Genomic DNA, 26,797 nt, shown 5'->3' on the forward strand with positions numbered 1-26,797 from the left:
CGGCTGCCGACCCCGGGTCCACCGGTTGCCGGCCCCTGCGGCTGTCGGTCAGACCGCCGTGCTGTCCTGCTGCCTGCGCACCATCTCGGTGATCCAGACCGGCGCGAACGGCGACGTGCAGCCCGGGGGCGTCGGGTAGTCCTTGAGCACCTGCAGGCGCTCGCCGATGCCGATCGCGCGGGCGCGGTGTTCCGGGTGCTCGATCCCGATCCGGGCCAGGCAGTGGTTCATCGCCCACTGCAGGCGCTCCGGGGCGTCCCGCATCCGGGCCTCGATGATGTCGAGCAGTCCCGCGAGGTCGAGGCCGTCCGGTTTCTTGGCGACGCGCTCGGTGGTCAGCGCCCAGCCGGCGCTCGCGACCACGGGATCGGCATCGGCGAGCCACGCGAGGCGCAGTTCCTCGGCGTGCGGGTTCTTCTTCACCACGTAGTTCACGAGCCAGTCGTGCACCTTGGGCGTGCGGGCCTCGCGCAGCATCGCGTCCAGCTCGTCGCGCCCGAACGCCTTCGGGCGGCAGATCAGGAGGGCGAGCAGCCTCGCCGCGGTGTCGCCCGTCTCCCAGAGGCGGACCGCGAGGTCCTGCTGCGTCTTGAGCCGCTTCGCGAGCGCGCGCAGTCTGCCGAGGTTCACACCGTGATCGTCACCGTGCCTCTCGTTCACCGCGCGTGCCTTCGGGTCTTCGAGGGCGGCCAGCTCGGCCATCACCTCGGCGAGGGTCGTCTCGGCCATCTCGGCCTCCTGTCCGTCCTGTACGAAAGTCAGCCTACGACGGAGGCCGGCCGGAGCGTGGAGCGCACCGGCCGAACGAACGCGTGCCCCGGGTGCCGCACTACGGCCCCGGGACGAGCATGCTCGTCACCGAGTTCCTGGCGCCGCACATCGTGCTCCGGCAGGGGCTGCTCCAGGGCACCCACTATCCCCGGCTCGCCGGCCAGCTCGCCCGGTACCTCGCGCGCTCGCTCAGGGCTTCGCGAGCGGGTTCACCACGCTGTGGGAACAAGCGGACCGGCTTGCCCTCTCGGCTCAGATGCCGGTGAGCGTGATGCCCGCGGTGGCCTCGCGCAGTTGTGGGGTCTGGGCCTGGATCAGGTGGAAGAGCGCCTCGCGGGCGAGCCGGCCCGCGGTGTTGCCGTACTGGACGGCTCGGCCTCCGGTCGCCGCCACACAGGCGGTGGCGGCCCGGACGCCGATGTCCAGGGCTGCGGCCCGGATCTCGGTCCGGGCCGTCAGCTCCTTGTCCGGCGGGAGCTCGTCACGCAGGGCGTAGGCCTCGGTGCGGAGCCGGGCGGCCTGATCGGCCAGCCCGTGGGCGAGGGTCTCGTACGCGGCCCCCGCCCGTGGCGCGGCGTCGAGCAGCAGGTCGACGGCCGCCCGCAGGTGGCCGAAGACGGCCGGGTGGGCGTTCGCGTTCTCCGTGTCGTAGGCGAGCGCCCAGTCCTGCCTGGGTTCCAGGGAGATCACGTCCTCGTGCGGCACGAGGACGTCCCGGACCTCCACCGCCGTCGTGTGTGTTCCGCCCATCGCCCACAGCGGTGGGGAGTCGACGGCGACCAGCCCGTTCCGGGCTTCCGGCCCGCTGTCGACCCGTGCGAAGAGGGCCCGGTCGTCGGGAGTGACCGCGCCCAGGATCGCCGTGTCCGTGATGGTCCAGCCGGTCATCCAGGGCATACGGCCCCGCAGCCGCCAGCCGCCCTCGACCTGCACGGCGGTCACGGGCGGGCTGGGATGACGGAGGTACGCGAAGCCGGCGGTGGCGTGTCTCCCGCCCGCGACCAGTTCGGGCAGCCAGCGTTCGCGCAGCTCGGTGTTGTCGCTCTTGGTCAGCGCCTTCACCATCGCGAAGTGCTGGGTGTACACGAACCAGGTCGACGGATCGACGGCCGAGAGGATCTCGTGGACCTCGCGCACCACCTGGTCGTGGGTGCACCCGCTCCCCCGCGACGGCTCGTATCCGACGAGCCCGTACGCCCCTCGCCGGGCCAACTCGTCCAGGTGGGCCGGGGGAACACCGTCCAGTGCCGTGCGCTCCGCGACCGGGCGCAGCTCGGTGACCGCCGCCTCGGTGACGGCGGCGACCAGGCGTTCCCGGGCCAGTCCCGGGTCCGTCTCCAGGGCCGTGCCATGTCCCGGCATCGTTCGCACCAGCGATCACCTCGTTCTGGGGCCGTCGTTCGATTCTCCGGTCGGGGGAACACTCCCCCGCCACGAGCGGGTGCACGCGGCCCAGTACGCGCCACTTCGCGGTGGCGGATCCGGGCCGCGGGGGCGTCGGCGGTGCTCGTACGCCCCTGCCGCTTCGGCGCGCTCCCGTGCGCCCTCCGGAATGCTCGTGGTTCGTCCACCGTTCATGGCACGATCAGCCGTCGGAGGCCGCTCGTTCGGTCCGTGCCTGGAGCGTCGTGCCGCCCTGTCGGAACTCTTCCCTGGACGGACATCGTGACCACACGTATACCTGGGTGGGGCCGTAGCCTTCGCCTCGCTCTCACCGCCCCTCTGCTGGCCGCCGGTGTGCTTCAGGCGACGCCGGCCCACGCGGCCCCGGCCGACGACATCCGGATCAACGAGGTGGTGACCACCGGTGGCGTCGAGGACTCCGTCGAGCTGTACAACAAGGGCGGCGCGAGCGTCGACATCTCCGGCTGGATCCTCAAGGACGACCAGAGCGGCTCGAAGTACAAGATCCCCTCCGGGACCTCGCTGGCTCCCGGTGCGTTCCGCGCCTTCGACGTGCACGGCTCGTTCGGTCTGGGCTCCGCCGACAAGGCGCGCCTCTACCTGCCGGACGGCAGCACCCTCGTCGACGGCTTCACCTGGACCACGCACTCGGCGCCCTCCTGGTCGCGCTGCCCCGACGGCACCGGCGCGTTCAAGTCCGCCGCCCTCACCCTGGGCGCCCCCAACGACTGCGGCGGGACCGGCGGCGGTTCGACCACCCCGGTGGCCTGGCCGGGCGGCACCGCGGTGGCCACCGCCGACGGCTCCGACGTCTTCGGAGAGGACCTCAGCGGCCTCCACCAGGAGGGCGGTGTCATGTGGGCCGCGCAGAACTCCGGCAAGCTCTGGCGCCTGGTGGGCGACGGCTCGGGTGGCTGGAAGCCGGACACCGCGAACGGCTGGTCCGCAGGAAAGACCCTGCGCTTCCCGACGGGGTCAGGAAGCCCCGACAGCGAGGGCGTCACGCTCACGGGTACGGGCTCGGCGGGTGGCGTGTTCGTGGCGAGCGAGCGGAACGGTGACGCCTCCGGCACCAGCCGTCTGTCGGTGCTCCGCTACGACGCGACCGGGACGGCGGGCACCCTCACCGCGGCCAAGGAGTGGAACCTGACCTCCGACCTGTCCTCGGTGGGGTCCAACCTCGGCTTCGAGGGCATCACCTGGGTTCCCGACGCCGCCCTGACCGGTGCCGGGTTCAAGGACGCGTCGACCGGCGCGGCCTACGACCCGGCCCGGTACGGCGCCCACACCGGCGGGGTGTTCTTCGTCGGCGTCGAGGGAACCGGCACGGTCCACGGCTATGTCCTCGCGGACTCCGGAGCCTTCACCCGGGTCGCCACCGTCAGCAGCGGGATGAGCGGGGTCATGGAGGTGCAGTGGGAGCCGGGAGCCTCCCGCCTGTGGGCGGTCTGCGACGACACGTGCGGCGGGCAGCACCGGACGCTCCAGGTGAACGCGGCCGGCGCCTTCGCCGTCACCGCGGTCTACAACCGTCCCGCCGGCATGGCGGACCTCAACAACGAGGGCTTCTCCGTGAGCGGCGCCGAGGCGTGTGCCGGTGGCTCCAAGCCGGTGTACTGGTCGGACGACAGCAACACCGGCGGTCACGCCCTGCGCAGGGGCACCATCACCTGCTGACCGGTGGCCGTACGGCTACGTACCCCTTGCCGGAGCCGTAGCGGAACCCGATCCCTCTCTCGGTTCGTCCTGATCAACGACGCCGAGGGAGGGAACGAGGGTGGGGACGAAGGAGACGGGGGCGGACCGGGAGCCGGAGAAGGACCGGGAGCAGCGCCGGGGCAGGGGCCGTCCGGGCCGGCTCCGGGGCTGGGTGCGTGGACCGGGAGGCTGGACGCGCGGTCGCGGTTCCGGGCGGGTGATCGCCGCACTGGCCTGTGTCACGGCGGGGCTCCTCGCCTTCCATTCCGTCCTGCCCAACTCCCCCGGTCGGCTGGGCAGTCTGCTGGAGTCCTTCCTGCCGTGGCTGGGGCCGGTGGTCGTCCTCCTCGTCGTCCTGGCGCTGATCCGCCGGTCCGTCGTGGCGCTGGTGGCCCTGCTGCTGCCCGTCGCCGTCTGGAGTCATTCGTACGGCGTGCTGCTGCTCCCCTCCGGCTCGCCGAACGGGCGCGAGCTCGTCGTCGTACAGCACAACGTCAGTGACGAGAACCCCGATCCGGCGGGAACCGCCCGTGCCCTCGCCGCCGCCGGGCCCGATCTGATCGCGCTCCAGGAGCTGGTGGATCCGGCACGGCGGGAGTACGAGGCGGTGCTCACCCCGGAGTACCCGTACCACGTGGTGCATGGCACGGTCGGCCTCTGGTCCCGCCATCCGCTCGCCGATGCGCGGCCGTTGGACATCAAGCCCCGGGACATCGCGGAGGGCTGGAGCCGCGCGCTGCGCGCCGTGGTGCGCACGCCGTCCGGGGACGTCGTCGCGTACGTGGCGCATCTGCCGTCCGTACGGGTGGGGGCCGGCGGCCTCGCCTCCGCCCGGCGCGACGAGAGCGCCGGACTGCTGGGCCGGGTGCTGGCCGCCGAGAGGGCGGACAGGGTGGTCCTTCTCGGCGACCTCAACGGGACGGTCGACGATCGTGGCCTGGCGCCCCTGACCTCGCGGCTGGGCGCTCCCGAGCGCGGCTTCGCGTTCAGCTTCCCGGCCGGTCTGCCGGTGGCCCGCATCGACCAGGTCCTGGCGCGCGGGGCCGTGGTCCGGTCGATCCGCACGCTGCCCGCCACCGGCAGTGACCATCTTCCCGTGACCGCGAGGATCGCCCCGCGCTGACGCCCCGCCGCGGCCGTCCGCCCGTGATGGAACGTGCTTGTGGCCTCACCTCACGTCAGGCAGTCCGCGACCAGTTCGGCGAAGGCTTCCGGTGCGAGCACCTCCACTCCGAGTTCGGCGGCCTTGACCGCCTTCGAGCTGGGCTTGCCGTTCGCGGACGGGGCGGCGACGAGGATGGACGTCTTGGCGTTGACGCTGCTTCCCGCTCGCCCGCCGGCCTTCTCGATCAGGGCGTTCATCTCGGAGCGGCCGAACCCCTCCAGCGGTCCGGCCATCTTGCCGGTGACCACGACGACCTTGCCCTCCAGCGGTCCGCCGCCCTGGCCGGCCGACGGGTCCTCGGGCTCGGTCATGTTGACCCCCGCCGCGATCAGCTTGTCGATGACGGGGGCCAGCGCGGCCACCTGCTCGACGATGACCGGGGCCTTCTCCGGGCCGATGCCCTCCACGTCCTGCATCTCCGCCGCGTCGGCCCGGCGTATCGCGTCCATGGTGCGGAAGTGACGGGCGATACGGCGGGACATGCTGCGGCCCGTGCCCAGGACGCCCAGGGCACAGAAGACCCGGTTGAGGGGGCGGGTCCTGGCGGTCTCGATCTGCTCGGCGAGCTTCGCGGCCCGCTTGGCGCTGCCGGAGGCGGCGGTGAGCTGGTCGACGGTCAGGGTGAAGAGATCCGCGATGTCCGTGACGTCACAGGAGCCGACCAGGGCGGCCACGTACGTCCTGCCGAGGCCGTCGATGTCGAGCATCTCGCGCCCGGCGGCGTACTCGATCAACGCCGGGAGGGCGCAGGCGGTGCCCTTGGCGCAGCGCCACCGTTCCTGGCGCTTGTCGATCGCGCCGTCGCAGTGGGGGCAGGTCTCCGGCAGCGGCACCTCGCGCGCTCCGGCGGGGCGGAGCGCGACCACGGCGGCCTGGACGCGCGGGATGATGTCACCGGCCTTGTAGACGGTGACGGTGTCGCCGAGGTGGAGGTCGCGCCGGCGGATGTCGGCGGGGTTGTGCAGGGTGGCCCGGGTCACGGTGGAGCCGTCGATCTCGACGGGGGCGAGGATCGCGGTCGGTGCCAGGACCCCGGTGCGCCCGACCTCCCACACGACATCCTCCAGGACGGTCTGCCGCTCGACCGCGGGCAGTTTGACCGCGATGGCCCAGTAGGGGAACCGCGTACCTGTGCCGGCCGCCGTCTGCTCGGCGGTGTCGTTCAGTTTGACGACCACGCCGTCGATGCCGACCGGCAGCTCCGCGCGCGTGGCGGCGATCGCGTCGATCCTCCGCTGGGCCTCGGCGAGGTCGGGGACGACGGCGAGGCCCGCGGGGGAGGCCGCCGTCGTGCACACGCCGGCGGTGGCCACCGCGGACAGCGTCTCGGCGTGCGTCGCCGCCGCGTCCTCGGGCGGGAAGGGTGTCCCGTCCAGTTCGACCGCGCCGTAGGCCCAGAAGGTCATGCGGAGCCGGTACGGGCGGTCCTTCGCCCTCAGGGTGCCCGCGGTGCCGTTGCGGGGGTTGGCGAAGACCTGCGCGCCGTGGGCGGTGCGGACCTCGTTCGCCGTCTCGAACTGCTCCTGGGTGAAGGCGACCTCGCCCCTGACCTCGACGGTGACCTCCTGCTCGAGCTGTTCGGGGAGGCCGTCGATCTGGCCGATGACATGGCTGACGTCCTCGCCGTGGCTGCCGTCCCCCCGGGTGATGACCTGGACGAGGCGTCCGGCGCGGTACCGGGCGGCCACGGCCGCGCCGTCGATCTTGGGCTCGACGGTGAAGCCGCCGGCAGGAGCACGGCCCAGCCGGCGCTGGACGGAGGCGCCCCAGGCCACCAGCCCTTCGGCGTCGAAGACGTTGTCCAGGCTCAGCAGCCGGGTGGTGTGCGCGATGTCGCCGGCCGGGGCGGCGCCGTCGGCGACAAGCCCGGTGGGAGAGTCCGTGGCGACCTCGTCGGGGTTCTCGCGCTCCCAGGCCAGCACGGCCAGCCGAAGCCGGTCGTACGCGGTGTCGTCCATGACGCTGTCACCGTCGTCGTAGTACTGCCGCGAGGCTTCGCGCAGGCTTCGGAGCGCGGCCTCGTACTCGTCACGGTCGGTCAGCACGGGCAGGTCGGGCAGGCCGGACATCGCCTCAGCGGCGGGAGAAGTCGTCATGGAGAGATCTTCTCGTGGGGGTCTGACATCGGTGCCCGGAGCGGGTTCGGCGGCCCTGGCCCCGGCGGTCCGCATGCCACTCGCCACCTCCCGATCCCCCACTCGCGGACGTCGTGTGCGGGCGGTTGCCCCGGCGTCGTCGGAACGACGAACGGCGGTCGGCTCGGCGTGGTTGACGCGCGTCGACCGGGGCGTCAATCTCGGGGGGACTCTCATCCCTGGGTCATCTCGGATCCGTAAGGCCATGGAGGATCGATGTTCCGACGCTCCCCGAGTTTTCCGCCCCTGCGCCTACTGCTCTCGATTGTCATGATCATGACTGCATCCTTGACCGGGGTGATGGCGACCGCCGGCGCCGCCCAGGCCGACGGCTGCTACACGTGGTCGCGCACCCTCTCCCAAGGCACTTCCGGCGCCGACGTCACAGCCCTGCAGGTCCGGGTGGCCGGATACCCCGGCTACGGCGGGGTGCTCGCCATCGACGGCGACTACGGACCGGGCACGGCAGCCGCCGTCAAGCGCTTCCAGAGCGCCTACGGACTCGCCGCCGACGGCGTCGCCGGACCCGCGACGTTCAGCAAGATCTACGCGCTCCAGGACGACGACTGCACCCCGATCCACTTCACCTACGCCGAACTCAACACCTGCAACACCACCTGGGCCGGAGGAGCGGTGAGCGCGGCGACCGCCAAGTCGAACGCCCTGCGCACCATGTGGAAGCTGGAGGCCCTGCGGCACGCCCTCGGCGACCAGAGCATCCGCGTCACCAGCGGCTTCCGCAGCCAGGCCTGCAACGCCGCCGTCGGCGGTGCCTCGTCGAGCCGCCACCTCTACGGAGACGCGGCCGACCTCGGCTCCGGACCGCACTCACTGTGCCTCCTCGCACAGCAGGCCCGCAACCACGGCTTCAACGGAATCCTCGGCCCGGGCTATCCGGGGCACAGCGATCACACCCACGTCGACCACCGGGACGGCCGCTTCTGGTCCGCTTCCAGCTGCGGCATCTGACGCGTACTCACCCGCCCCTCGTACGCCCCTCGTACGCCCCTGAATCTCCCCTGATTCGTCCCTGCCTCATCCCTGGCTCATCCCTGGGCCGGTCCCCGACCATCCCTGATCCCGCGTCTCCCGCCGCGCCTCCGCCCACCCCTCCCCCGCCTGGCGGGGGAGGGGGTGGGCCCGCGTCACGAGGGGAGTCCGCCGTCTTCTCCGGCACCCGGGCGGGCGTTGTCAGTGGCTCTGGATAGTGTCCCGGCATACCGCAGTTCAGGGGCGTCGTCCCCATGGTTCGAGCTGCGCGGATTCTGACCGGACAGGCGGAGGGGCACGGCTCATGGCGTGGCTTGCAGCGGGTGAGGGATACGAGATCACCCTTGATGACGGACGGGTGGTCGCCCGGCGTTCCGGGGGGCGGCAGTTGAAGAGCCTCCCGAAGGCCTTGCGCGACCATCCGGAGACCGACCGGCTGCGGCAGCTCGGCGAATGGCTGGACCGGCACGCGGCCGCGTGCGTGGCGCAGGTCGACACCTGGATGGTGTCCTCGCTGCCGGTGCCGACCGAGCTGATCGCCCGGGTGTGGCCGGACGAGGCGTGGCAGTCCGCCCTCCGTGACATGGCCGTGGTCGGCGACGACCCGGACGAGGTCGGCTTCCTCCGCGACGTCACCGCGGACGGTGAGCTGAAGACGGTGGACCTCGACGGCGAGACCGTACGGCTCTCCCCGCGCACGGTGACCCTCCCCCATCCCGTGCGTCTGCCCGACCTGGACGACGTCCGGGACTTCGCGGCCGAACTGGGCATCACCCAGCGGGTGGAGCAGATCCACCGCGCCACCTGGGCGAGGCCCACCGCCGGGCACGCGGAGACGGCGACGGAGGTACGGGACTACGCGGGAGGGAAGTTCGCCTCGCGCTTCGGGCTCGCGGCGCGGGCCACCGGGCTCGGCTACCGCGTGTCCGGCGGCTACGCCACGTGCAAGGTGCGCGACGGGGGCCGCGGCACGGAGGCGTCCGTCTGGATCGGCGAACCGTACTGGGAAGGGGAGTCGGAGACCGGCGCCCTGAGCTGGCACGACGAGGAAGGCCGCGCGGTGCGGCTGAGCGAGGTCGGGCCGGTGGCCTGGTCCGAGGGGATGCGCATGGCCGCGGCGCTGTACGCCGGCCGCACGATCGAAGAGGGTGAGAACGCGTGACCGGCACGACCGTTTCCGTCAACACGGAGCTGCTGAAGGCCGGAGCCGTGCTCCCGGCCGACACCGAAGGGGCGGGCGAGGCGGCTGTCGAGCTGACCGCGCGGACCTACCGCCACGCGGTGCTCGGGGAGGAGCGGGTCGTCGTCCGGCTCGCCGCCGCCGAACTCGGCCCCGCCGAGGACCTCGCCACGGGTTTCCTCGGACTCGAACCGCACGGGAACCCGGTCGTGGTGGGCCTCGGCCAGCGCCAGGAACTGGGCTTCCCGGAGTGGGTACTCGTCCACCACCCGGCGGACGGACACCACGCGCTGGCGGTCGTGCCGGAGCTGGACCGGCTGGCCCGGCAGGCGAAGACCAAGCCGAAGGCCGCCCTCGACGCCTGCCACGAGCTGGCCGGACGCCTCGCCTCCGCCGTCCCGCACTTCCTGCCCGTCTTCTACGAGCAGAGCGCCCGGGTCTTCCTCGGCGTCGAGAACACGACGTACGCGGGCCAGTTGTTCGGGCGCGCCCGCACCAGCGAGGCGCAGCACGGTCTGTCGGTCGACGAGGACCGGCTCGACGCCGTGTTCCTCGAGTTCGCCCTGGCCGGCGCGCTGCCGGTGAAGGTCCTCACGAGCTACGGCAAGGAGCTGTCCGCCCGGCTGTCGCCCGCCGAGGCCTACGCGCGCTTCCGGCGGCTGTGCGTGCGCCGGACCGCCGGCGGACTCGCACCGTCCGCCCAGGCCGCCGTGGAGCTGCGGCGGCTGGCCCGCGCCGCGGGTCTGTCCGCGAGCGAGGAGGAGCAGGAGTACCTCGGCGAACTCCTCCCCCTGCCGGCGACGCTGCGGGCGGCTGCCGGCTGGTGGAAGGCGCACCGCGCCGCGCTGGTCGCGCTCGCCCACCGCGTCCCGTCGGTGCGGGGCACGCTGCTGTCGATGACGCCGCCGGGGGGTGAGACCGAACTCAGCGACCTGTGGCTGGACATCCTGGTGGAGTCCGGGGCCGACGCGGGTCTCACCGACGCGGGCGTGCCGCAGGAGGAGAGCTGCGCCGACGGTGCGGCCGGCTGGCTGGAGCGCTTCCACAACGCCCGGCACCAGGGCTGGGGCACCCGTCCGACTCCGGCGGTCCTGCTGGAACTGGTGACCCGGGCGGCCGGGCGGCTGCGGGCCGATCTGGCGGCCCGGCCCGAGGGCGGGGACGCCCTGCGGATGGGCGTCGAGGACGTGAACCTGCTGGATCTGCTGCTCGCGCTGGAGATCCCGGTCGCCGACCCGGCGGCGCCCGGCCGCAACCGGAGCCACGAGGCCCTGGGCCTGGCGGACTGGGCGCGCGGCGAGCACCGCCGGGACCTGGTCGCCCTCGCCGCCGACCCCCGTTTCCGTCCCGCGTTCCGCGCCGGCGCGAACAAATTCAACGACGCGAGCACCGGGGCGTACGTGCTGCGGCGGCTCGCCGAGACGGACGGTGGCCGCCCGATGCTCGCCGAGTGGGTGCGCGAGGTCGCCCGCGATTCGGCGGCGGCCGGACTGCCGGGACTTCCGGGCGCGATCGCGCGCCTGACGTGGCTGCCCGTCGAGGCCCTCGCGCTCGCGCCGCAGGAGGTCGCGGCGGCGGCCGCCGCCGATCTCGGCGAGACGTTCGCGCGCACCCTGCGCGGCGGTCTGTGGGAGGAGCTGCACTGGCCGGCGTGGGAGGAGGCGCTCGCGGAGCTGGCTCCCGGGCGCGACCGCAGCGACAGGTTCGACGGTCTGACGGTCGTCGAGGCCTGGCCGTACCTGATCGTGGCCAATGCCGTGCAGGTACGGGTCATCGACGCCGACTCCACCGTGCTCACGCACGATCTGCGCGTACCTTCGGGGCAGTCCCACCGGTTCGGGTTCCACTACGTGGACGGCGCCCTGCTGGTGTTCTGGCGCTCCTACGGGCGGAGCGAGGAGCCGCAGGGCTACTGGCACACCGCGCCCGACAGGGTGTTCCCCCTGGACGGCGGCGCCGACTACTGGTCCATGCGTTCCTCTCACGTCAGTCTGCCGCTGCCCGGCGGTGGCCGCACCACCGGCGGCGGAGTGCTGCACCGCGGCGACACGAAGGTGCCCCCGGAGCGACCGCTGGTGTCCGACGGCACGGCGTACTGGGTGTGGCAGGCGGAGGACCGGCACGGCGAGAGCGGTTGGGTCGAGTACGACCCGGTGCGGGGCGGGTACGGCCGGCGGTCGCAGCCCGGGTTCCTCGCCGACGCGCTGGGTGCCCACGGTACGGGGGCCGAACTGGTCGCCCACGTGTCGTGGCTGCGCCCGGCACCGGCGGTCGGGGGATCGGCGCTCGGCACGTCGAAGGACGGGCTGATGGGCTGGCGCGTCGTACGGCTGCCCCGCAACGGCTGGCAGGCCGAGGACACCGCCGGGCGGCGCGTCGTGCTGCCCGAGGGCTCCGACATGCCGCTCGCGGCGCTCACGTTCCCCGGCGACGACCGGCCGAGGGCCGTGAGCCAGCAGTGGCGGGTGCTGTCGCTCAGCGACCCGGAGGGCGTGGTCACGGCGAAGACCGACGGCACCCTCAACCAGTTGTACGGGACGGCCGCCGCACCGCTGCCGCCCCTGTCCCACCTGTACGCGCTGCGCACACGGGACGCGGCGGGATCGGCCGTGCTGCGCGGGGCGGACGCCGGGACGGCCGGCACCCTCCTGAAGGCGGCTGCCGCCGCGGAGCGCGCGGCGGACCTGCCGGAGCTCGTGAGCAGCGCTCTGCCGGAGATCTCCGCGCCCGAACTGATCGCGGGTGTGGTGAAGGTGCTGCACTTCGCCGTCCAGCAGCAGAAGGCCCTCGACTCCGTGGCCGAGCGGCTCGACCCGGCGGCCGAGCCTGAGGAGGTCCGCCGGGAAGGCCCGGCCGACCGTCTGCTCGGCACGGCGCTGAGCGGCCTCGCCGACTCCGGGTACTACCATCGGGGCTCCGACGCGGACCTCGCCCACCGCTTCCTGGAGGAGCTGGCCTCGGTACGGGCCGATGCCACCACCGTGGCCCGACCGGGCCGGACGCACTTCGACCTGCCGTCCCTGCCGTACTCGGGGCTGACCTTCACCTCCCTCCTCGACGAGCCGGCGGCGATCGCGTACCGCGCCTTCGCCCCCGGCAGTGCGGACGAACACCGGGCCGCGCTGCTCGACGTCCTCGGTCGGATCGACGCGCTGGGACTGGCCTCCACGGCGGGCTCGGCCGCGCACTGGCGAAGGGTGACGGTCCACCTCGGCTCGTCGCACCTGCACAACCCGGACGGCCGGGAGCACGGGATGTGGCACCGCTGCGTCCTGCCGCTCGGCGGCGGGTCGGTGCTCGGGGTCACCGAGCGCAACCAGAGCGTGCCCGACGGGCGGGAGTTCGGGGCGCTGCTGTACGACCCCGCCGGCCGATTCGAGGTGCCCGGCCCCTACTCCCTGCGCGCTGCCGCGCCGGTCGGTGACCGCGCGCGTGACGCCGAGTGGCTGACCGCCTTCCTGCGGGAGGCGTCGTCCCGTGCGGCGGTCCCCTTCCTGCCGGAGGCGGCGGAGGAGTTCGGGCGGCTCACCGGGGCGTCCGGGGCGCTGGCCCGGCTCGTGCTCGTGGGCATGCCCGACGTGGACAGCTGGGAGGACAACTTCCTTCCGGCGGACCTGCGCAAGACCCTCGGCCTGAAGGTGGCTGAGGCGCGGCAGGCGCGCGACGAACTGCGGACGCTCTCCGTCGAGGTGCGCCGGGCCGTGGTCGCGGCGCTGCTTCCCGAGGACCCGGCGCGGCTGTGGAGCGTGGGGCCCGACGTGGCGGCGGCGGCAGCCGTGTGGAACGCGCGCGTGGGACGTCGTGCGCAGGTCCCCGACTGGCTCGCCGCGGAGGCCTCGCGCGGTGCGCGCGTCGGCTGGCCCGTGCACCGGGCCCTCCCGGCACTGATCGACCCCGCGACGGCGCCGGAGCTGAGCGTCGACGTCGCGTGGCACATCGCGGGCGACCGTCCGGCGACCGTGGCCCCGGCCGAGGATCCGTTCACCTCGTCGGTGCTCACGGGCTCGATGGGCCTCGCGGCCTGGATGGCTCACCGGCTGCCCGCCGGCGATCCCCTGCGAGCGGCGCTCCCCAGTGCGCTCACCGCCGTTCGGCAGCGGCTCGCCTCACCCGACCTGCTGGTGGCCGTGGGCCACTACACGAGCCTCCCGGCGTTCCGCAAGGTGGCGGGCGCGCCGACCGAGAAGGCACCGGGTCACGAGCGGTACGGCGCCGTGCTGATGGCCACGCAGGACGACCAGCCCCAGCCGGCGCTGCGGACCGCCCTGCTCGACTCCACCGGGTCCGACCCGTACCTGGTGGCGCTGCGGGACCCGGACCAGGAGGAGACCGCGGTGGAGGTGGCGCTGCGGCGCGCGCACGATCCGGTGTTCGCGCGGCTGCTGGCCGATCCGGGCGCGCCCGCGGCCGGCGAGACGGGCCCGGACGGCACCTGGTGGCCGCAGGATCCGTCCCGCTCGGTGCCCGCGCTCGTGGCGGAGGTCGCCGAGGCCCACGGTCTGGGGGCGGACGCGGCCGTGCTGTACCTGATGCTGCTGGCCATGCCCGACCCGACCGACCGCAACACGGCACGGTGGACGGGGTGGAAGCCGGCCCGTCTCAAGACGGCGCGCGCCGAACTGGAGGCCGGAGACCTGGTCGTCTCGGCCGTACGGGCCCGGGCCGGCCGCTCCCTGTTCCTGCCCGGCGCGTGGGCCGAACAGTCGGCGCCGGTGCTGCCCGTGGAGCAGTGGAAGCTGTCGATGTACGGGCCGGTGGCGGGCAGTCGCCCGGTGCTGGGTGCCCTGGTGCCGGTCGAACCCGTCGCGGAGCTGTTCGCCCGCGCGTGGCAGCGGATCCTGGACGGGGACGTTCCGCGGTTCGAGGAGCTGAAGGTGCGGCGGACCAGACGGCGTCGCTGAGGGGGCCGTGGGCCCGGGACCGGCGGGTCGTCGCCCGCCGGTCCCGGTGAGGTGGCCGTTCCGTGAGACTTCGGGCACGGGCCACCTGGTGCGGCGGTGCGGGTTCGCGCGGTCGTACCGCGCGGACCCGGCATCGGCGCGGCACTCCGCTCTCGGAGTGCCGCGCCGGGCCGCCCGCCTCCGTTCCATTCGCTTCGCCTCTCCCTACCCCTCCGCACGCCCCCGGTCCGTGGCTGTACGACGGCCCGTGACCGAGGTGAGTTCGCACCCGCACCGGTTCTCGTGCTCGTATCCGCACGCGTAGCTGTATCTCTTTCGTCTCGCACACCCGGAGGACTTCCGTATGACCGTCACCGAACAGGCCGTGCCGGCCCGGCAGGTTCAGCCGGCCGAGGAGCGCCATGCCGCCGAGCTCGCCTTCCTCGCCGCTCAGGACCCGGGCCCGCGCCCGCCCGGCTGGGCGCTCACCCCGCGCGCCGTCGTCACCTTCGTGTGCGGCAGCGACGGCGTGGAGCTCGCTCTGCCCGGGCGTCGGGCCGGACTGCCGTCGAAGCTGGCGATCGCGCCGAAGTTCGTCGGTGAGCGCGCCCTGGTGGAGCGCTGCGTCGTCACCCTCGCCGGGGAGCGCGGACTGCTGCTCACCGGCGAACCCGGTACCGCCAAGTCGATGCTGTCGGAGCTGCTCGCGGCCGCCGTCAGCGGGACGAGTGCCCTGACCGTTCAGGGCACGGCGGGCACCACGGAGGACGCTTTCCGCTACGGCTGGAACTACGCCCTCCTGCTCGCGCAGGGTCCGACCCCGCAGGCCCTGGTCGACTCCCCCGTGCTCGCCGCCATGCGTACCGGGCGCGTGGTGCGCGTGGAGGAGATCACCCGCTGCCTGCCCGAGGTGCAGGACGCCCTCGTGTCCATCCTGTCCGACCGCCGGATCACCGTGCCCGAACTGACCGCCACCGAGGACGCGGTGGTCGGCGCCGCACCCGGCTTCACCGTCATCGCCACCGCCAACCTGCGCGACCGCGGGGTCTCCGAGATGTCCGCCGCGCTGAAGCGCCGGTTCAACTTCGAGACGGTGGGCCCGATCGCGGACGCCGACGCCGAGGCCGTCCTGATCCGGCGTCAGGCGGTCGCGGCGGTCCAGCGGGCGGGCGCGTCCTTCGGGGTCGACGACGCCGTCCTCGACGCCCTCGTCACCGTCTTCCGGGACCTCCGTTCCGGTCGGTCCACCGAAGGCTGGGACGTCGAACGGCCCGGCACGGTGATGTCCACCGCCGAGGCCGTGCAGGTGGCGGCGTCGTTGGGCGTCGCGGCCGCTTACCTCCCGGGCGGTGATGTCCTCGACCTGCTGCCGGGCCACCTGCTGGGTGTCGTACGGAAGGACGATCCGGCCGACCACGCCCGGCTCCTGGGGTACTGGGACGGCCCGGTCCGGCGCCGGGCCGAGGGCGGCTCGGCGATGTGGCGTCGGCTCTGGGACCTGCGCGGGAGCCTGCGTTGACGACCGTCGATCCGCGGGCGGCCGTGGACGCGCTGGCCGCGTCGCGCGAGCCGTACCTGCTCGGAGTGCGCCACCACAGTCCGGCGCTGGCCGCCGTGGTGCCCGCCCTGCTGGACGAGGCGGGCGCCGAGGTCGTCTGCGTGGAACTCCCGGCCGACTTCCAACCGTGGCTGGAGCATCTGGCGGACCCGGAGACCGTCGCCCCGGTCGCCCTGGCCGGGGCGGGCGAGGGCGGAGGCCTGGCGTTCTACCCGTTCGCCGACTTCTCCCCGGAGCTGGCGGCGGTGCGGTGGGCGCGGGAGCGCGGGGCGGAGGTCGTGTGCTGCGACCTGCCGTTGGGCGATCCGGGCTGGTCACGGGAGACCGTGCCGGCTACGGGTCCTTCGGGTTCCGGCGAGGACGGGGACTCCGTGGATGTCGCGGGCTCTGTGGATGTCACAGATTCCGACGATGTCGCGGGGTCTGCGGATGTCGCGGGTTCCGACGATGCGGCCGGCACCGGGGCGGGTGGGGATGCCGAGGAGAGTGCGCGTCGCGAAGGGCCGGGCACGGACGGGCGGGAGGGACGCCGTTCCTTCGCCGCCGCGCTCGCCGCCGCCGGCACGGGCCGGGACGGTGAGGACATGTGGGACCGGGCCGTGGAGGTCCTCGCTCCCGGCTGCCCCGCCGAGGCCGTGCGCCGCGCGGCCCTGGGCGTGGGCTGGGCCCTGCGTGCCGACGCCGACGTGCCCGCGACCGATCTGGCCCGCGAGGCCCGGATGCGGCAGGTCGTCGCGGCGGCCTCGGTGGGAGGGCGCCGGGTCGCCGCCGTGATCGGCGCGTTCCACGCCCCCGCGCTGATGGCCCACCCGGAGCCGGACGCGGATACGGATACGCGTACGGAGCCGACTGCCAGCACGGCTACGGAACTGACCACGGACGCGGGCAGCGACACCGGCAATGGCACGGACATCGGCACCGGCACCGGCACCGGCACCGCCTCGGACGGGGTGAACGTCCGGCGTCCGGGGGCGGCCGACGCCGGACGCCCCGGCGGCCCGCCTGACCGGAGCGGGTCGGGGGGAACGAGCGCACTCGCGCCCCGTGGCGCGAGCAGCGCCGCGGTGACCTCCTTCGTCCCCTACTCGTTCGATCTGCTCGACTCCCGGTCCGGCTACCCCGCCGGTATCCGTGACCCGCTCTGGCAGCAGGCCGTACTCGCCGCCGCCGGTGACGCGGACCGTATCCGTGAGGCGGCCGCCGTCGCGGTGACGGGCGTCTGCCGGGAGATGCGGCGCGCCGGCCACACCGCCGGTACCGGTGAGGCCGCCGAGACCCTGCGGCTCGCCTGCGACCTGGCCACGCTGCGCGGGCTGCCCGCCCCCGGGCGCGGCGAACTGCTGGAGGCGGTCACCACCGTCCTCGGCCAGGGTGAGCCCCTCGGCCGTGGCCGGGCGCTGGCCCGGGCCCTGGAGGCCGTGTTCGTCGGCACCGCGCGGGGGCGGATCACCCCGCGCGCGCCCCGTTCCGGTCTGGGCCCCTCGGTCGAGGACGAACTCGCCCGGCTACGGCTGCCCGGCGCGGGCGAGCGGGAGCCGCGCGAGGTCCGCCTCGATCCACTCCGGTCGCCGCTCGACAGCCGGCGTGAGGTCCTGCTGCAACGTCTGCTGGTCATCGGTGCCTCGTACGGCGAACCCCTCACGGTGGCCGCCACCGGCGACGGCACCGCGCTCGGCACCAAGTGGCGTCTGCGGTGGACGCCCTCCGTGTCGGCGCGCCTCGATCTCGCCGGAGTCCGCGGGGTGACCGCGGCGCAGGCCGCCGCCGGCGCGCTGGGCGAGACCGCGCGTCGTGAGGCGGCCGACGGTGGACCGACCCCCGCGCAGACCCTGACCGGGCTCACCGCCGCCGTCCGCTGCGACCTGCCCGACCTGGTCGACGCACGGCTGCGCGAGGCCGGCGCCGTACTGCCCGACACTGCCGAGCTGCCCGAACTTCTCGAAGCACTGGACCTCCTGGAGGGCATACGGCGCGGACACCACCCCGGCACCACCCAGGACGCCCGCGCCATGGCCGAGGCGCTCACGGGCGAACTCCTCGACGCCGCCGTACGGTCCCTGCCGGGTCTGGCCGGAAGCGAAAGCGCCACGGACGCGCGGGCGCTGGTGGCGCTGGCGGACCGGACGGCCGCCCGGCACCTGGGCCTCCGGCTCGACCGGGCCCTGGCCGAACTCACCTCGGGGGCCGGGCCGTTGATGCAGGGCGCCGCCCTCGCCGTACGGGTCATGCTCGACCTGGATCCGGCCGCCGGGCTGGGCGCGCGCGTGGCCGACTGGCTCGACGGTGCGACCGCGCCCGCCGCCCGGCGTGCGCTCACCAAGCGCCTCGCGGGACTGCTGATGGCCGCCGGACCGCTACTCCAGGCGTCTCCGGACGCGCTGACCCCGCTGCTCGACGGGGTCGAGGCCCTGGTCGACCAGGAGTTCCTGGACCGGCTCCCGGCCCTGCGGGGCGGGTTCGACGCTCTGACGCCCGCCGCGCGGGACCGGCTGCTGACGACCGTGACCGAGCGGCTCGGCGACCGGCTCGACCTCTCGCTCGACGCGCCACCCGAGTTGCTCGCCCTCTGGGCCGCCGCCGACGCGGCGGGACTCGCCGCGCTGAAGAGGCTGGCCCTGGCCGTGCCGGACGCGTCCGGGGGTCCACGTCTCGCGACGGATGCCCGCGACGCGGCGGTCACCGGGGCGAGGACGGGGTCGTCGTCGGGGTCGTTGTCGGGGTCGTCCCAGCGGTCGGTGCCGAAGGGGGAGTCTGAGCAGGCCGAGCAGGACCGAGGCCAGGGGCCTGAGCGGCTGCTCGGGCATGCCGATCGGTGGCGGCTCCTCCTCGGCCGCCACAAGGAACGGCTCTCGGCGGACGCACGCCGATACGCCCATGCGCTGGACGAGCTGTACGGCGGCGGGCGGGGCGAGGGCACCGACGACGTCGACGGCGGGTCGGGTCAGGGCGGAGGGCAGGACGCCTCCTTCCCCACCGCCCGGGAGTGGTCGCAGGAGCTGGAGGCCCTCTTCGGAGCCGACGTACGGGAAGAGGTCCTCGCCGAGGCGGCGGACGCGGGACGCTCCGACGTCCTCACCCAGCTGGACCCGGCGGCGGTACGCCCGTCCGTCGAGCTGCTGAGTTCCGTCCTCTCCCTGGCCGGCGGGATGCCCGAGGCGCAACTCGCCCGGCTGCGCCCGCTGGTGAAGCGGCTCGTCGACGAACTCGCACGGGAACTGGCCACCCGGCTGCGCCCGGCGCTCTCCGGTCTGGCCACGCCGCGCCCGACGCGGCGCCCCGGCGGTCGGCTCGACCTCGCCCGTACCCTGCGCGCCAACCTCGCCCACACGCGGCGTACGGACGACGGCCGCGTCGTGGTCGTACCGGAGCGTCCGGTCTTCAGCACACGGGCGAGCAAGGAGGCGGACTGGCGGCTGGTCCTGGTCGTCGACGTCTCCGGGTCGATGGAGGCGTCGGTGATCTGGTCGGCGCTGACCGCCGCGGTGCTGGGCGGCGTTCCGACGCTGTCGACGCACTTCCTGGCCTTCTCCACCCAGGTGGTGGACCTCACCGACCGGGTCGACGACCCGCTGTCACTCCTGTTGGAGGTCCGGGTCGGCGGCGGGACGCACATCGCGGCGGGGCTCGCGCACGCCCGCTCTCTGATCACCGTGCCGAGCCGCACCCTCGTCGTCGTGGTCAGCGACTTCGAGGAGGGCGCGCCGCTGTCTGGGCTGCTGGGCGAGGTGCGCGCGCTCGCCTCCTCCGGTGCGCATCTGTTGGGCTGCGCGGCGCTCGACGACGCCGGCACGCCTCGCTACTCGGTCCCCGTGGCACGCCAACTCGTCGCCGCCGGTATGCCGGTGGCCGCCCTCAGTCCGCTCGCCCTCGCCCGCTGGGTGGGCGACCGCCTCCGTGGAGAAGCCCGTTGAGCACCGATGCCCTGCCTCCCGTCGCCCCCGAGGTCCTCGCCGAGGCCGTCGAACAGCTCAGCGCGAGGCTGCGCAAGAAACTCGACGCCGCGATCGAGAGCTGCACGGCGAACATCGCCGCGGCGGCCGACGGATCCGTGGACGTGCCCTTCGGTGAGGACGCTGTCGTCAGTCTGCGCCCCGGCCCGTCCGGAGCGATCGTCGACGCCGGGCAGGCGGTCTGTACGTGTCTGCTGGCCCCGCGCTGCCTGCACCGGGCGGCCGTCCTGGGAGCGGCGCCGATCGCGGAGATGGGGGCGCCGGGCGAGCTGGGGGCTTCGGACGAGCTGAACGGTTCGAGCGGGACGGACCGGTCGGACGGGTCGAGCGGGTCGAGCGGGACGGACGGCTCGGAGGGCGCCGGGGGCCGTCGGCTGGAGTCGGGCGGCGATTCGTCGGCTCGGGGCGGCTGTGCGGGCGGCGACGTCCTCGCCGTCGGTGCCGAAGCGCCGCACGAGCCGGCCCCCGCGCTCACCACCGCTCAGGTCCGGGCCGCGACCGCGTTGTGGCAGGCGGCGGCCGAGGCACTGGCCGCAGGTGTCACCGCTGGCGGGGCCGTGGTCCAGGCCGAGTTGCTGCGCGCCGCCCACACCGCGCGGCTGGCAGGGCTGCCCCGGGCCGAGGCCGCCGCTCTGCGCGTCGTACGGGGGTTGCGGGCCGCGCGGGAGAGCAGTCAGGGCCAGCGGCTCGGGGACCTCACGGGCGCCTTCCGTGAGCTCCTCTCCGAGGCCGCTCTGCTCGCCTCGGGATCGGCCGGTGCCGGTGCGACCGGCTCCGTGCGCCGTGCGTACGGGGAGGGCGGCAGCCTGCGGGTGTACGGCCTGTGCCGGGAGCCGGTGCTGTCCGCCACCGGGTACGGGGGTGTCGCGACCCATCTGGTGGACCCTGCCGGTGCCTGCTACACGGTGTCCGACGTACGTCCGGGAGGCCTGGCCCGCGCCAAGGGGGCGGGGACCGCGTCCGTGGCGCTCGGTGGGGCCGTCCTCGACCACGGCGGGCTGGCGCGCGGTGGGCTGCGGATCGTCGGCGCCACCGTGTCCCCGGACGGGCGGCTCGGGGCGGGCCGGGGCGTGAGCGCGACGCCGGTGCGCGGGGTGGAGTGGTCCGAGGAGCCCGTCGCCGCGCTGTTCGCGCGACCGGTGCACGAGGCGATGGCCGCCGCGCTCGACGCCGGTTCCTCCGAGGGCGACGGGACCGCGGCGCCTCTGCTGGGCTGTGATGTCGTGGTAGTCGGCGCGGCCGGGGAGTATCTGGTGGCCCGCGTGGCCGATGACGGTCCGCTGCTGCGGCTGCGCCCCGCGCACCCTCATCCGGGGCTGCCGCACGCCGCGAACCTGCGCAGGCTCGCGCAGTGTCCGGGGCTCGCGTTGCGGGTGCTCGGCCGCCCGGACCTGGAGCGGGCCGCGACGCTCCGGCCGCTGGCCGTCGGCCCGGTGCCGGGGGCCTCGCACACACTGCGACTGCCGGAGGAGTGGCTCGGTCGGGCCGATCTGGGATACGACCGCCTTCAGGGCGGCCACTTCCCGGCCGAGGGGACCGGAGCCGAGCCGACGGGGCCGGTGACCGCAGGGCCGGATCCGCTGGCGGACGCGCCGTTGTGGCGGGTGCGGCGCCTTCTGGAGACGGGGGTCGCGGGCGGGAGACGCGCCGTGGCCGAGGCCGGTCGCGGTGCGGAGACGGCCGCCTTCGTCGTACCGCTGCGCAGGGCGGGACTCGGCGGGGCGGCGCAGCTGGCGGAGGCCGTGATGGCGGAGGCGGACCGTCGCCCCCGCGACGCCTTCGGCCGGCTCACCGACGCCTCGGCCGAAGGATACGCCCGGGCGTGGCTGGCCTCGGCGGTCCATCTCGCGGCGGCGGAAAGGTCGCTGGTGGCGGCTTCGTGGTCCCGATGAGTGGGGAGGCGCGCGCTGCCACTGCTGGCGCGTCCTGTGCGGGACAGTGCGCCCATCGGGCCCGCCGCAGGGCGGCGCCGCGCCTCCGGGCGATGATTTTCCGCCACCTCGGAAGTCCTACGGGCAGACGCTGCGGGCCACGAGGACAGGAAGAGGTCATGACGGAGGACGTGTGGACACTGGTGCACGCCGAGCGGGCGGCCCTGATCGGGGACCTCGTACACCTCGATGACGAACAGTGGCGGCAGCCGTCGCTCTGTGACGGCTGGACCGTGCACGACGTGCTCGCCCATCTGATCGACACCGCCCGGACGACGCGCCTCGGGTTCGTGATCGCTCTCGCCCGTGCGCGGCTCGACTTCGACCGCCAGAACACGATCGGCGTGGAGCGTGAGCGCGGGGACACGCCGCAGGAGACCTTGGAGCGGTTCCGCCGGGTGGCGTCGCGCAGGTCGACGCCTCCGGCGCCCCTCGACAGCCGGCTCGTCGAGGAGGTCGTGCACGGCGAGGACATTCGCCGGCCGCTGGGGCTGAGTCGTTCCTACCCGACGGAGGTCGTCATCAGGTCGCTGCGGCTGCAGGCGCGGACGCCGGCGGCGTTCGGCGGAGCGAAGGAGTTGGTGGCCCGTGCCCGGCTCACGGCGACGGACGCCGACCTGTCGGTCGGCGCCGGGCCCGACGTGCGGGGGCCAGTTCTCTCCCTGCTTCTGGCCGTCTCGGGACGCGGGGTGGCCCTGGAGGATCTGGAGGGGCCCGGCGTCAGCACACTGGCGGCGGGCCGACCTTCGTAACGGGGAAGTCGCCGTACGCCCCCGGACCCGGACGCGGGCCCGGATCCGGACGGCGGAATGATCAAGCCGAGGAAGAGTTCCTCGGCGGCAGGGAAGGGGGCTGCGGTGGTGCTGCGGCGGCCATCGGCGCCCCTGGTCGGCGTATCCGCGAGTGAGGGAGGGGAACCGTCATGAGTGTGCGCCTCTATCTGGACAGCGCCCTGGAGCCCCGTACACCGGACGGGTCGGCGGGTGAACGGGCCGGTTCCTTCGACGGGGCGATGGAGCTGGAGGCCAAGAACTGGCCTCCGCTGCTGTGGTGGGCGATGTTCGGCCCCGGCGACCTCATGGAGGCGAGGATCGCCGACACCGAGGACGCCGGTACCGAGGAGCACGCGGAGTTGCTGAGCGAGTGGGGCGATGCCACGTACCCCTACCTGGTGGTCGACCAGCGGACGGCGCTGTCGCGGCTGCACGCCCGGCGACAGGGACTCGTCGGTCGGCTCGGCGAGCGGTACTCGCCCCTCTACGACGAGTTCGCCGGGCTCATCGAGGCCCGGTTCGGCCCCTACGTTCTGCTGCGCACCGAGGCCTTGGCCGACGGCGGTGACGGCGGCATCCGCCTGCTGTTCGAGGAGACCCTGTCCGAAATGGAGCGCCTCGACGCCGATCCCACCACGACGGCCGGACGGCGCGTGGACGGACTGATCTCGGATTTTCAGCGGTGGCAGCACATGGATCCGGTCTGGCTCCTGGCAGGCGCGGGCGACGGATGGCCGAGCGCCGCGCTGCGGGAGCACTTCGCCGCCAACTCGGGCAGGCGGTCGTCCAGCGGGGGTTCCGGGCGGTCGACCGCTGTGGGGTGGTTGTGGGGCGTCCTCTTCGTGGTCTGCGCCATCGGTGCGTACTGGCTCACCGAGCATGTCTGGCCCGTCGTCACGGTTGGTGCGGTCCTGGCCGTGGTGGTGGTCGCGCGGTTTGTCCGGCAGCGGCAGGGCTGAGCGGGCAGACCCGCTCAGCAGGTCAGTGCTCAGTGCATCGGCCACCCGCCACCCGCCACGATTCGGCCACCTCGCACCCCATGAGGCAACCCCCGAAGCCCCGTTGCCCTCTCTCGGACGGGGCTCTGTTCGTTCCCGGGCACCCGGCACCCCGTACCCGGGCCCCGGGCCAACGGCGGCGGCTGCGGCTGCGGCTGCGGCTGCGGCTGCCCCATCGGCGCCGGAGGCGCCCCCTGCCTCCATGAGATCGATCGAATCGCGAGGAAGACCACTTTGATACGTGTCATACGTGGCATGACCGCCACGACCGCCTCCTTACTCGCCCTTGCCCTCGTGTCACCCGGGTCCGCTCACGCCCTGCCCGCCCCCGGCGGGTCGTCCGTCGCCCCGTCCGTGGGCCGGTACGGGGAGTCCGAGCTTCCCGAGGGCTGGCAGGTCGTCGGTGGCGGTACGGGTCGGCAGTTGGTCTGGACGGCGTCCGAGCCCGTGCCCATGGGCGATGCCCGGGTCGAGTTCCACGCGGGTGACCGGCTGCTCGGCATACCCGTGGCCCAGCGGGACGGCCGGTCCTTCCGGTTGCCGCTGGGGGACTTCCGGCTCACCGAGGGGACGCGGTTGCGGGTGACGGCCGGTGGGCGTCGGCTGGACGCGACCGGACCCGCCCGTTCCGCAGGCGCCCGGCCGCCCGCTCCCGCCGCGCCGCCGGAGGCGCCGCTTCCCGCGAACCGGGTGGATCCCGGGACACCGGGCCGCTACCGCACCGTCAGCGGCTCCTACGATCTACCGTCCGTGCGGCTTCCCGGGTTCCCCGAGCCCGTCGAGATGCGCGCCACGGTGGTGGGACCGGCCGACGCACCGGGCAAGCGGCCGGTGGCCCTCTTCCTGCACGGCCGCCACGACACCTGCTACGCCCCTGGAACCGAGGAGATGAACGGTTCCTGGCCCTGCGCGGACGGAACCCGGCCGATACCGAGCCACGAGGGGTACCTGCGCGCCCAGCGGCTCCTGGCCTCGCAGGGGTACGTGACGCTGTCCGTCTCCGCGAACGGCATCAACGGCCAGGACTACCGGGCCGAGGACGGCGGCGCCCAGGCCCGCTCCTCGCTCGTACGGCTGCATCTGGCCCGTTGGGCGGCCTGGTCCGCGAACAGGTCGGCCGCTCCGGCCGCCGTACGCCGCACTTCCCCCGCCGACCTGTCGCGGGTGCTGCTCGTCGGCCACTCCCGGGGCGGCGAGGGAGTCAACCGGGCCGCCCTCGACAGCCTCAACCCGGCGCCCGCCGACCAGGACGGCTACCGGGGTCCCGTCCGGTGGAAGATCCGCGGCACCGTCCTGATCGGCCCCACGATCTTCGGCAACAACCCGGCCCCCGACGTGCCCTCGCTGACCGTCCTGCCCGGCTGTGACGGCGACGTGTCCGACCTCCAGGGCCAGAACTTCGTCGACGGGACCCGGGGCGTCAGCCGGGGTGCGGCTCTGCACAGCGCCGTCTACGTGGTCGGCGCCAACCACAACTTCTTCAACAGCGAGTGGACCCCCGGCCAGGCCGAGGCGCCGGCCTACGACGACTTCTCCTCCGAGGACGGCGCCGACCCGGTCTGCTCGCCGGGGGCGCGGACCCGTCTGACGGCCACACAGCAGCAGGCCGCCGGCGCCACCTATGTCGCGGCGGCGGCCCGGCTGTTCGTCGGCGGTGACGACCGGGTCCGTCCGCTCCTCGACGGCACGGGCCGCCGCGCGCCCTCCGCCGGCCCGGCCCGCGTCCTCGCCCATGCCGTCGGCGCGAACCGTACGCCGGCCTTCCTGCCGGGTCCCTCGGTGACCGTGTCCGGCGGCGGCAGGCTCTGCGCCCAGGTCGACCCCGACGCCGCCCGCGCCTGCCTGTCCCCGGAGGCGGGTGGTCTTTCGCCGCACTTCGCGTATTGGGAGGCCAATCCCGAACCGGGCCGTGACGCCGTCGCGATGGCGTGGTCGAGGCCTGGTGCGCCCGTGAGGGTGCGCTCCACCCGGCCCGTCTCCCTGGCGGGTGCCGAGTCCCTGGCCCTGCGGCTGATCGTCCCGCCCAACAGTGCGGGCACCGAACTGGACGTGAGCGTCACTGACGGCTCGGGGCGCCGCGCGCACCTGGGCCGTACCCGGATCGACGGACTGCCCGGCAGCGAGCGGACCGCCTCCTCCTGGGCACGCGAGGTGCGGGTGCCGCTGTCGGCCGCGGTGCGCTCCCGTCTCGATCTGAAGCGCGTCACGACGCTGGAGCTGACCCCGCGTGGTGGCGCCGGTCGCGCCTGGCTGATGGACGCGTGGGGCTGGCGCCCCGGCACCCCCGCCGTGCGCCCCGCCGCCCTCGCGCGTGTCGACATCGGCCGTCTCAGGGTCGCGGAGGGCGACTCCGGCGTCCGCACCTACCGGGTGCCGGTGCGGGTCTCGGGCCAAGGCAGCGGTCAGATCCGTCTGTTCGTCCCCCGGCCCGACACGGGCGAGTTCACATCCCGTGTCGTGACGGTGCGTCCCGGACGCCACGACATCGACGTGCCGGTCGAGGTGCGCGGCAACACCCGTTACGGCTACGACGTCACACACGACGCGTTCGTCAAGGCCGTGCGCGGGACGGTGGTCGGCGCGCACCGGGGCGGGGTGACCGCGCTGAACGACGACGCCGTACCGGCGGTGAGCCTCACTCCCGTCGCGGACGACGTGCCCGAGGGCTCCGCCCTCACCTGGCGCGTGACGCTCTCCGAGCCCGCCGATGTCGACATCTCCGGCGGCATCACCTTCCTCCCGCCGGCCGCCGGTACGGGACCGTCTCCGGGGCAAGCGCCGGAACTGTCCACGGCGGACGTCGACCGGGCGTGGCTGCTGGACCACCTCGGCGAGGTTCCGGAGCCGGCCGTCCCGCTCTCGCGCATCGAGAACGGCGGCCTGTACCTCGGCGTCGACATCCCCGCGGGCGCCACGAGCGCGGAGGTGACCGTGCCGACGGTCGAGGACGGCGTCAGCGAGCCGGTGGAGTCGATGCGGGGGCAGCTCACCACGTACGACGGGGCTTGGGAGCCCGTGCCGGGCCCGGAGTTCACAGGACGGGTGCGGGACGAGCCATGACGTGCGCGGGTCGGGAGGGACGACTGTCTCGCGTGCGCCCCGTCGGGACTTACGCCTGTCGGGACTTACGCCTGTCTCGCGTGCGCCCGTCGGGACGTACGCCCGTCGTCACGTACCCGTAGTGCCGTACGGCGTGCCTGAGGCACGCGCGGGCGCCTGCGCGCCCTGACGTACGCGCCGCGACCTGCCACGGAGGCGGGCAGCGGGCCCCGGGAAAGGGTCCGTTGCCCGCCTCCGTCGCTTCCCGACGCGCCTGCGGCGCGATTCACGCACAGGCATACGACCGCTCCCCCTGGGGTGTGAT

The 26,797-nt window shown here is 74.2% G+C and carries 14 protein-coding genes; 11 read left to right on the forward strand and 3 right to left on the reverse strand.

The annotated features are described in order from the left end of the window. Window positions 1-48: 48 nt before the first annotated feature. Both V4Y03_RS30955 and V4Y03_RS30960 read right to left on the reverse strand, forming a co-directional pair. Window positions 49-729, reverse strand: a complete 681-nt coding sequence (locus tag V4Y03_RS30955) for a DNA alkylation repair protein (protein ID WP_332437352.1) — start codon at window positions 727-729, stop codon at window positions 49-51. A 294-nt stretch (window positions 730-1,023) separates the two neighbouring features. Continuing rightward, entirely contained in the window at window positions 1,024-2,133 is a 1,110-nt protein-coding gene (locus tag V4Y03_RS30960; protein ID WP_332437752.1) for an acyl-CoA dehydrogenase family protein, read from the reverse strand. A gap of 375 nt (window positions 2,134-2,508) precedes the next feature. Between V4Y03_RS30960 and V4Y03_RS30965 the strand changes: the two genes are divergently transcribed. Next, window positions 2,509-3,852 carry a lamin tail domain-containing protein gene (locus tag V4Y03_RS30965; RefSeq protein WP_332437353.1) on the forward strand — a complete coding sequence of 448 codons (1,344 nt, stop codon included), beginning with the start codon at window positions 2,509-2,511 and terminating at the stop codon, window positions 3,850-3,852. Between the two features lie 193 nt (window positions 3,853-4,045). Continuing rightward, a complete protein-coding gene (locus tag V4Y03_RS30970; protein WP_332437753.1) occupies window positions 4,046-4,996 on the forward strand; it encodes an endonuclease/exonuclease/phosphatase family protein in 951 nt (316 codons plus the stop codon). A gap of 50 nt (window positions 4,997-5,046) precedes the next feature. Here the strand turns inward: V4Y03_RS30970 and ligA are convergent, their stop codons facing one another. Beyond that, a complete protein-coding gene (ligA, locus tag V4Y03_RS30975; protein WP_332437355.1) occupies window positions 5,047-7,134 on the reverse strand; it encodes an NAD-dependent DNA ligase LigA in 2,088 nt (695 codons plus the stop codon). Window positions 7,135-7,389: 255 nt separating this feature from the next. Here ligA and V4Y03_RS30980 point away from each other — a divergent pair, with 255 nt between their 5' ends. The 9 genes from V4Y03_RS30980 (at window position 7,390) to V4Y03_RS31020 (ending at window position 26,493) form a co-directional block, all read left to right on the forward strand. Further along, window positions 7,390-8,142 (forward strand): D-Ala-D-Ala carboxypeptidase family metallohydrolase, encoded by a 753-nt coding sequence (locus tag V4Y03_RS30980; protein ID WP_317874038.1) that lies wholly within the window; start codon window positions 7,390-7,392, stop codon window positions 8,140-8,142. A 325-nt stretch (window positions 8,143-8,467) separates the two neighbouring features. Further along, entirely contained in the window at window positions 8,468-9,325 is an 858-nt protein-coding gene (locus V4Y03_RS30985) for a DUF4132 domain-containing protein (protein ID WP_332437356.1), read from the forward strand. Next, a complete protein-coding gene (locus tag V4Y03_RS30990; RefSeq protein WP_332437357.1) occupies window positions 9,322-14,244 on the forward strand; it encodes a DNA-binding protein in 4,923 nt (1,640 codons plus the stop codon). Before V4Y03_RS30985 ends, V4Y03_RS30990 begins: the two co-directional genes overlap by 4 nt. Before the next feature lie 343 nt (window positions 14,245-14,587). Then, a complete protein-coding gene (locus V4Y03_RS30995; protein ID WP_317878869.1) occupies window positions 14,588-15,742 on the forward strand; it encodes an ATP-binding protein in 1,155 nt (384 codons plus the stop codon). After that, complete coding sequence (locus V4Y03_RS31000; RefSeq protein ID WP_332437358.1) at window positions 15,739-19,692, forward strand: DUF5682 family protein; 3,954 nt, start codon at window positions 15,739-15,741, stop codon at window positions 19,690-19,692. The genes V4Y03_RS30995 and V4Y03_RS31000 overlap by 4 nt, the downstream gene beginning before the upstream one ends. Beyond that, a complete protein-coding gene (locus tag V4Y03_RS31005; RefSeq protein ID WP_332437359.1) occupies window positions 19,689-21,623 on the forward strand; it encodes a hypothetical protein in 1,935 nt (644 codons plus the stop codon). Before V4Y03_RS31000 ends, V4Y03_RS31005 begins: the two co-directional genes overlap by 4 nt. Before the next feature lie 158 nt (window positions 21,624-21,781). Then, window positions 21,782-22,414 (forward strand): maleylpyruvate isomerase family mycothiol-dependent enzyme, encoded by a 633-nt coding sequence (locus tag V4Y03_RS31010; RefSeq protein WP_332437360.1) that lies wholly within the window; start codon window positions 21,782-21,784, stop codon window positions 22,412-22,414. A gap of 170 nt (window positions 22,415-22,584) precedes the next feature. Beyond that, window positions 22,585-23,394 carry a hypothetical protein gene (locus V4Y03_RS31015; RefSeq protein ID WP_332437361.1) on the forward strand — a complete coding sequence of 270 codons (810 nt, stop codon included), beginning with the start codon at window positions 22,585-22,587 and terminating at the stop codon, window positions 23,392-23,394. Window positions 23,395-23,688: 294 nt separating this feature from the next. Then, window positions 23,689-26,493 carry a hypothetical protein gene (locus tag V4Y03_RS31020; RefSeq protein WP_332437362.1) on the forward strand — a complete coding sequence of 935 codons (2,805 nt, stop codon included), beginning with the start codon at window positions 23,689-23,691 and terminating at the stop codon, window positions 26,491-26,493. Window positions 26,494-26,797 lie beyond the last annotated feature (304 nt).

It is taken from the genome of Streptomyces sp. P9-A4, from assembly GCF_036634195.1.
GTDB lineage: Bacteria > Actinomycetota > Actinomycetes > Streptomycetales > Streptomycetaceae > Streptomyces.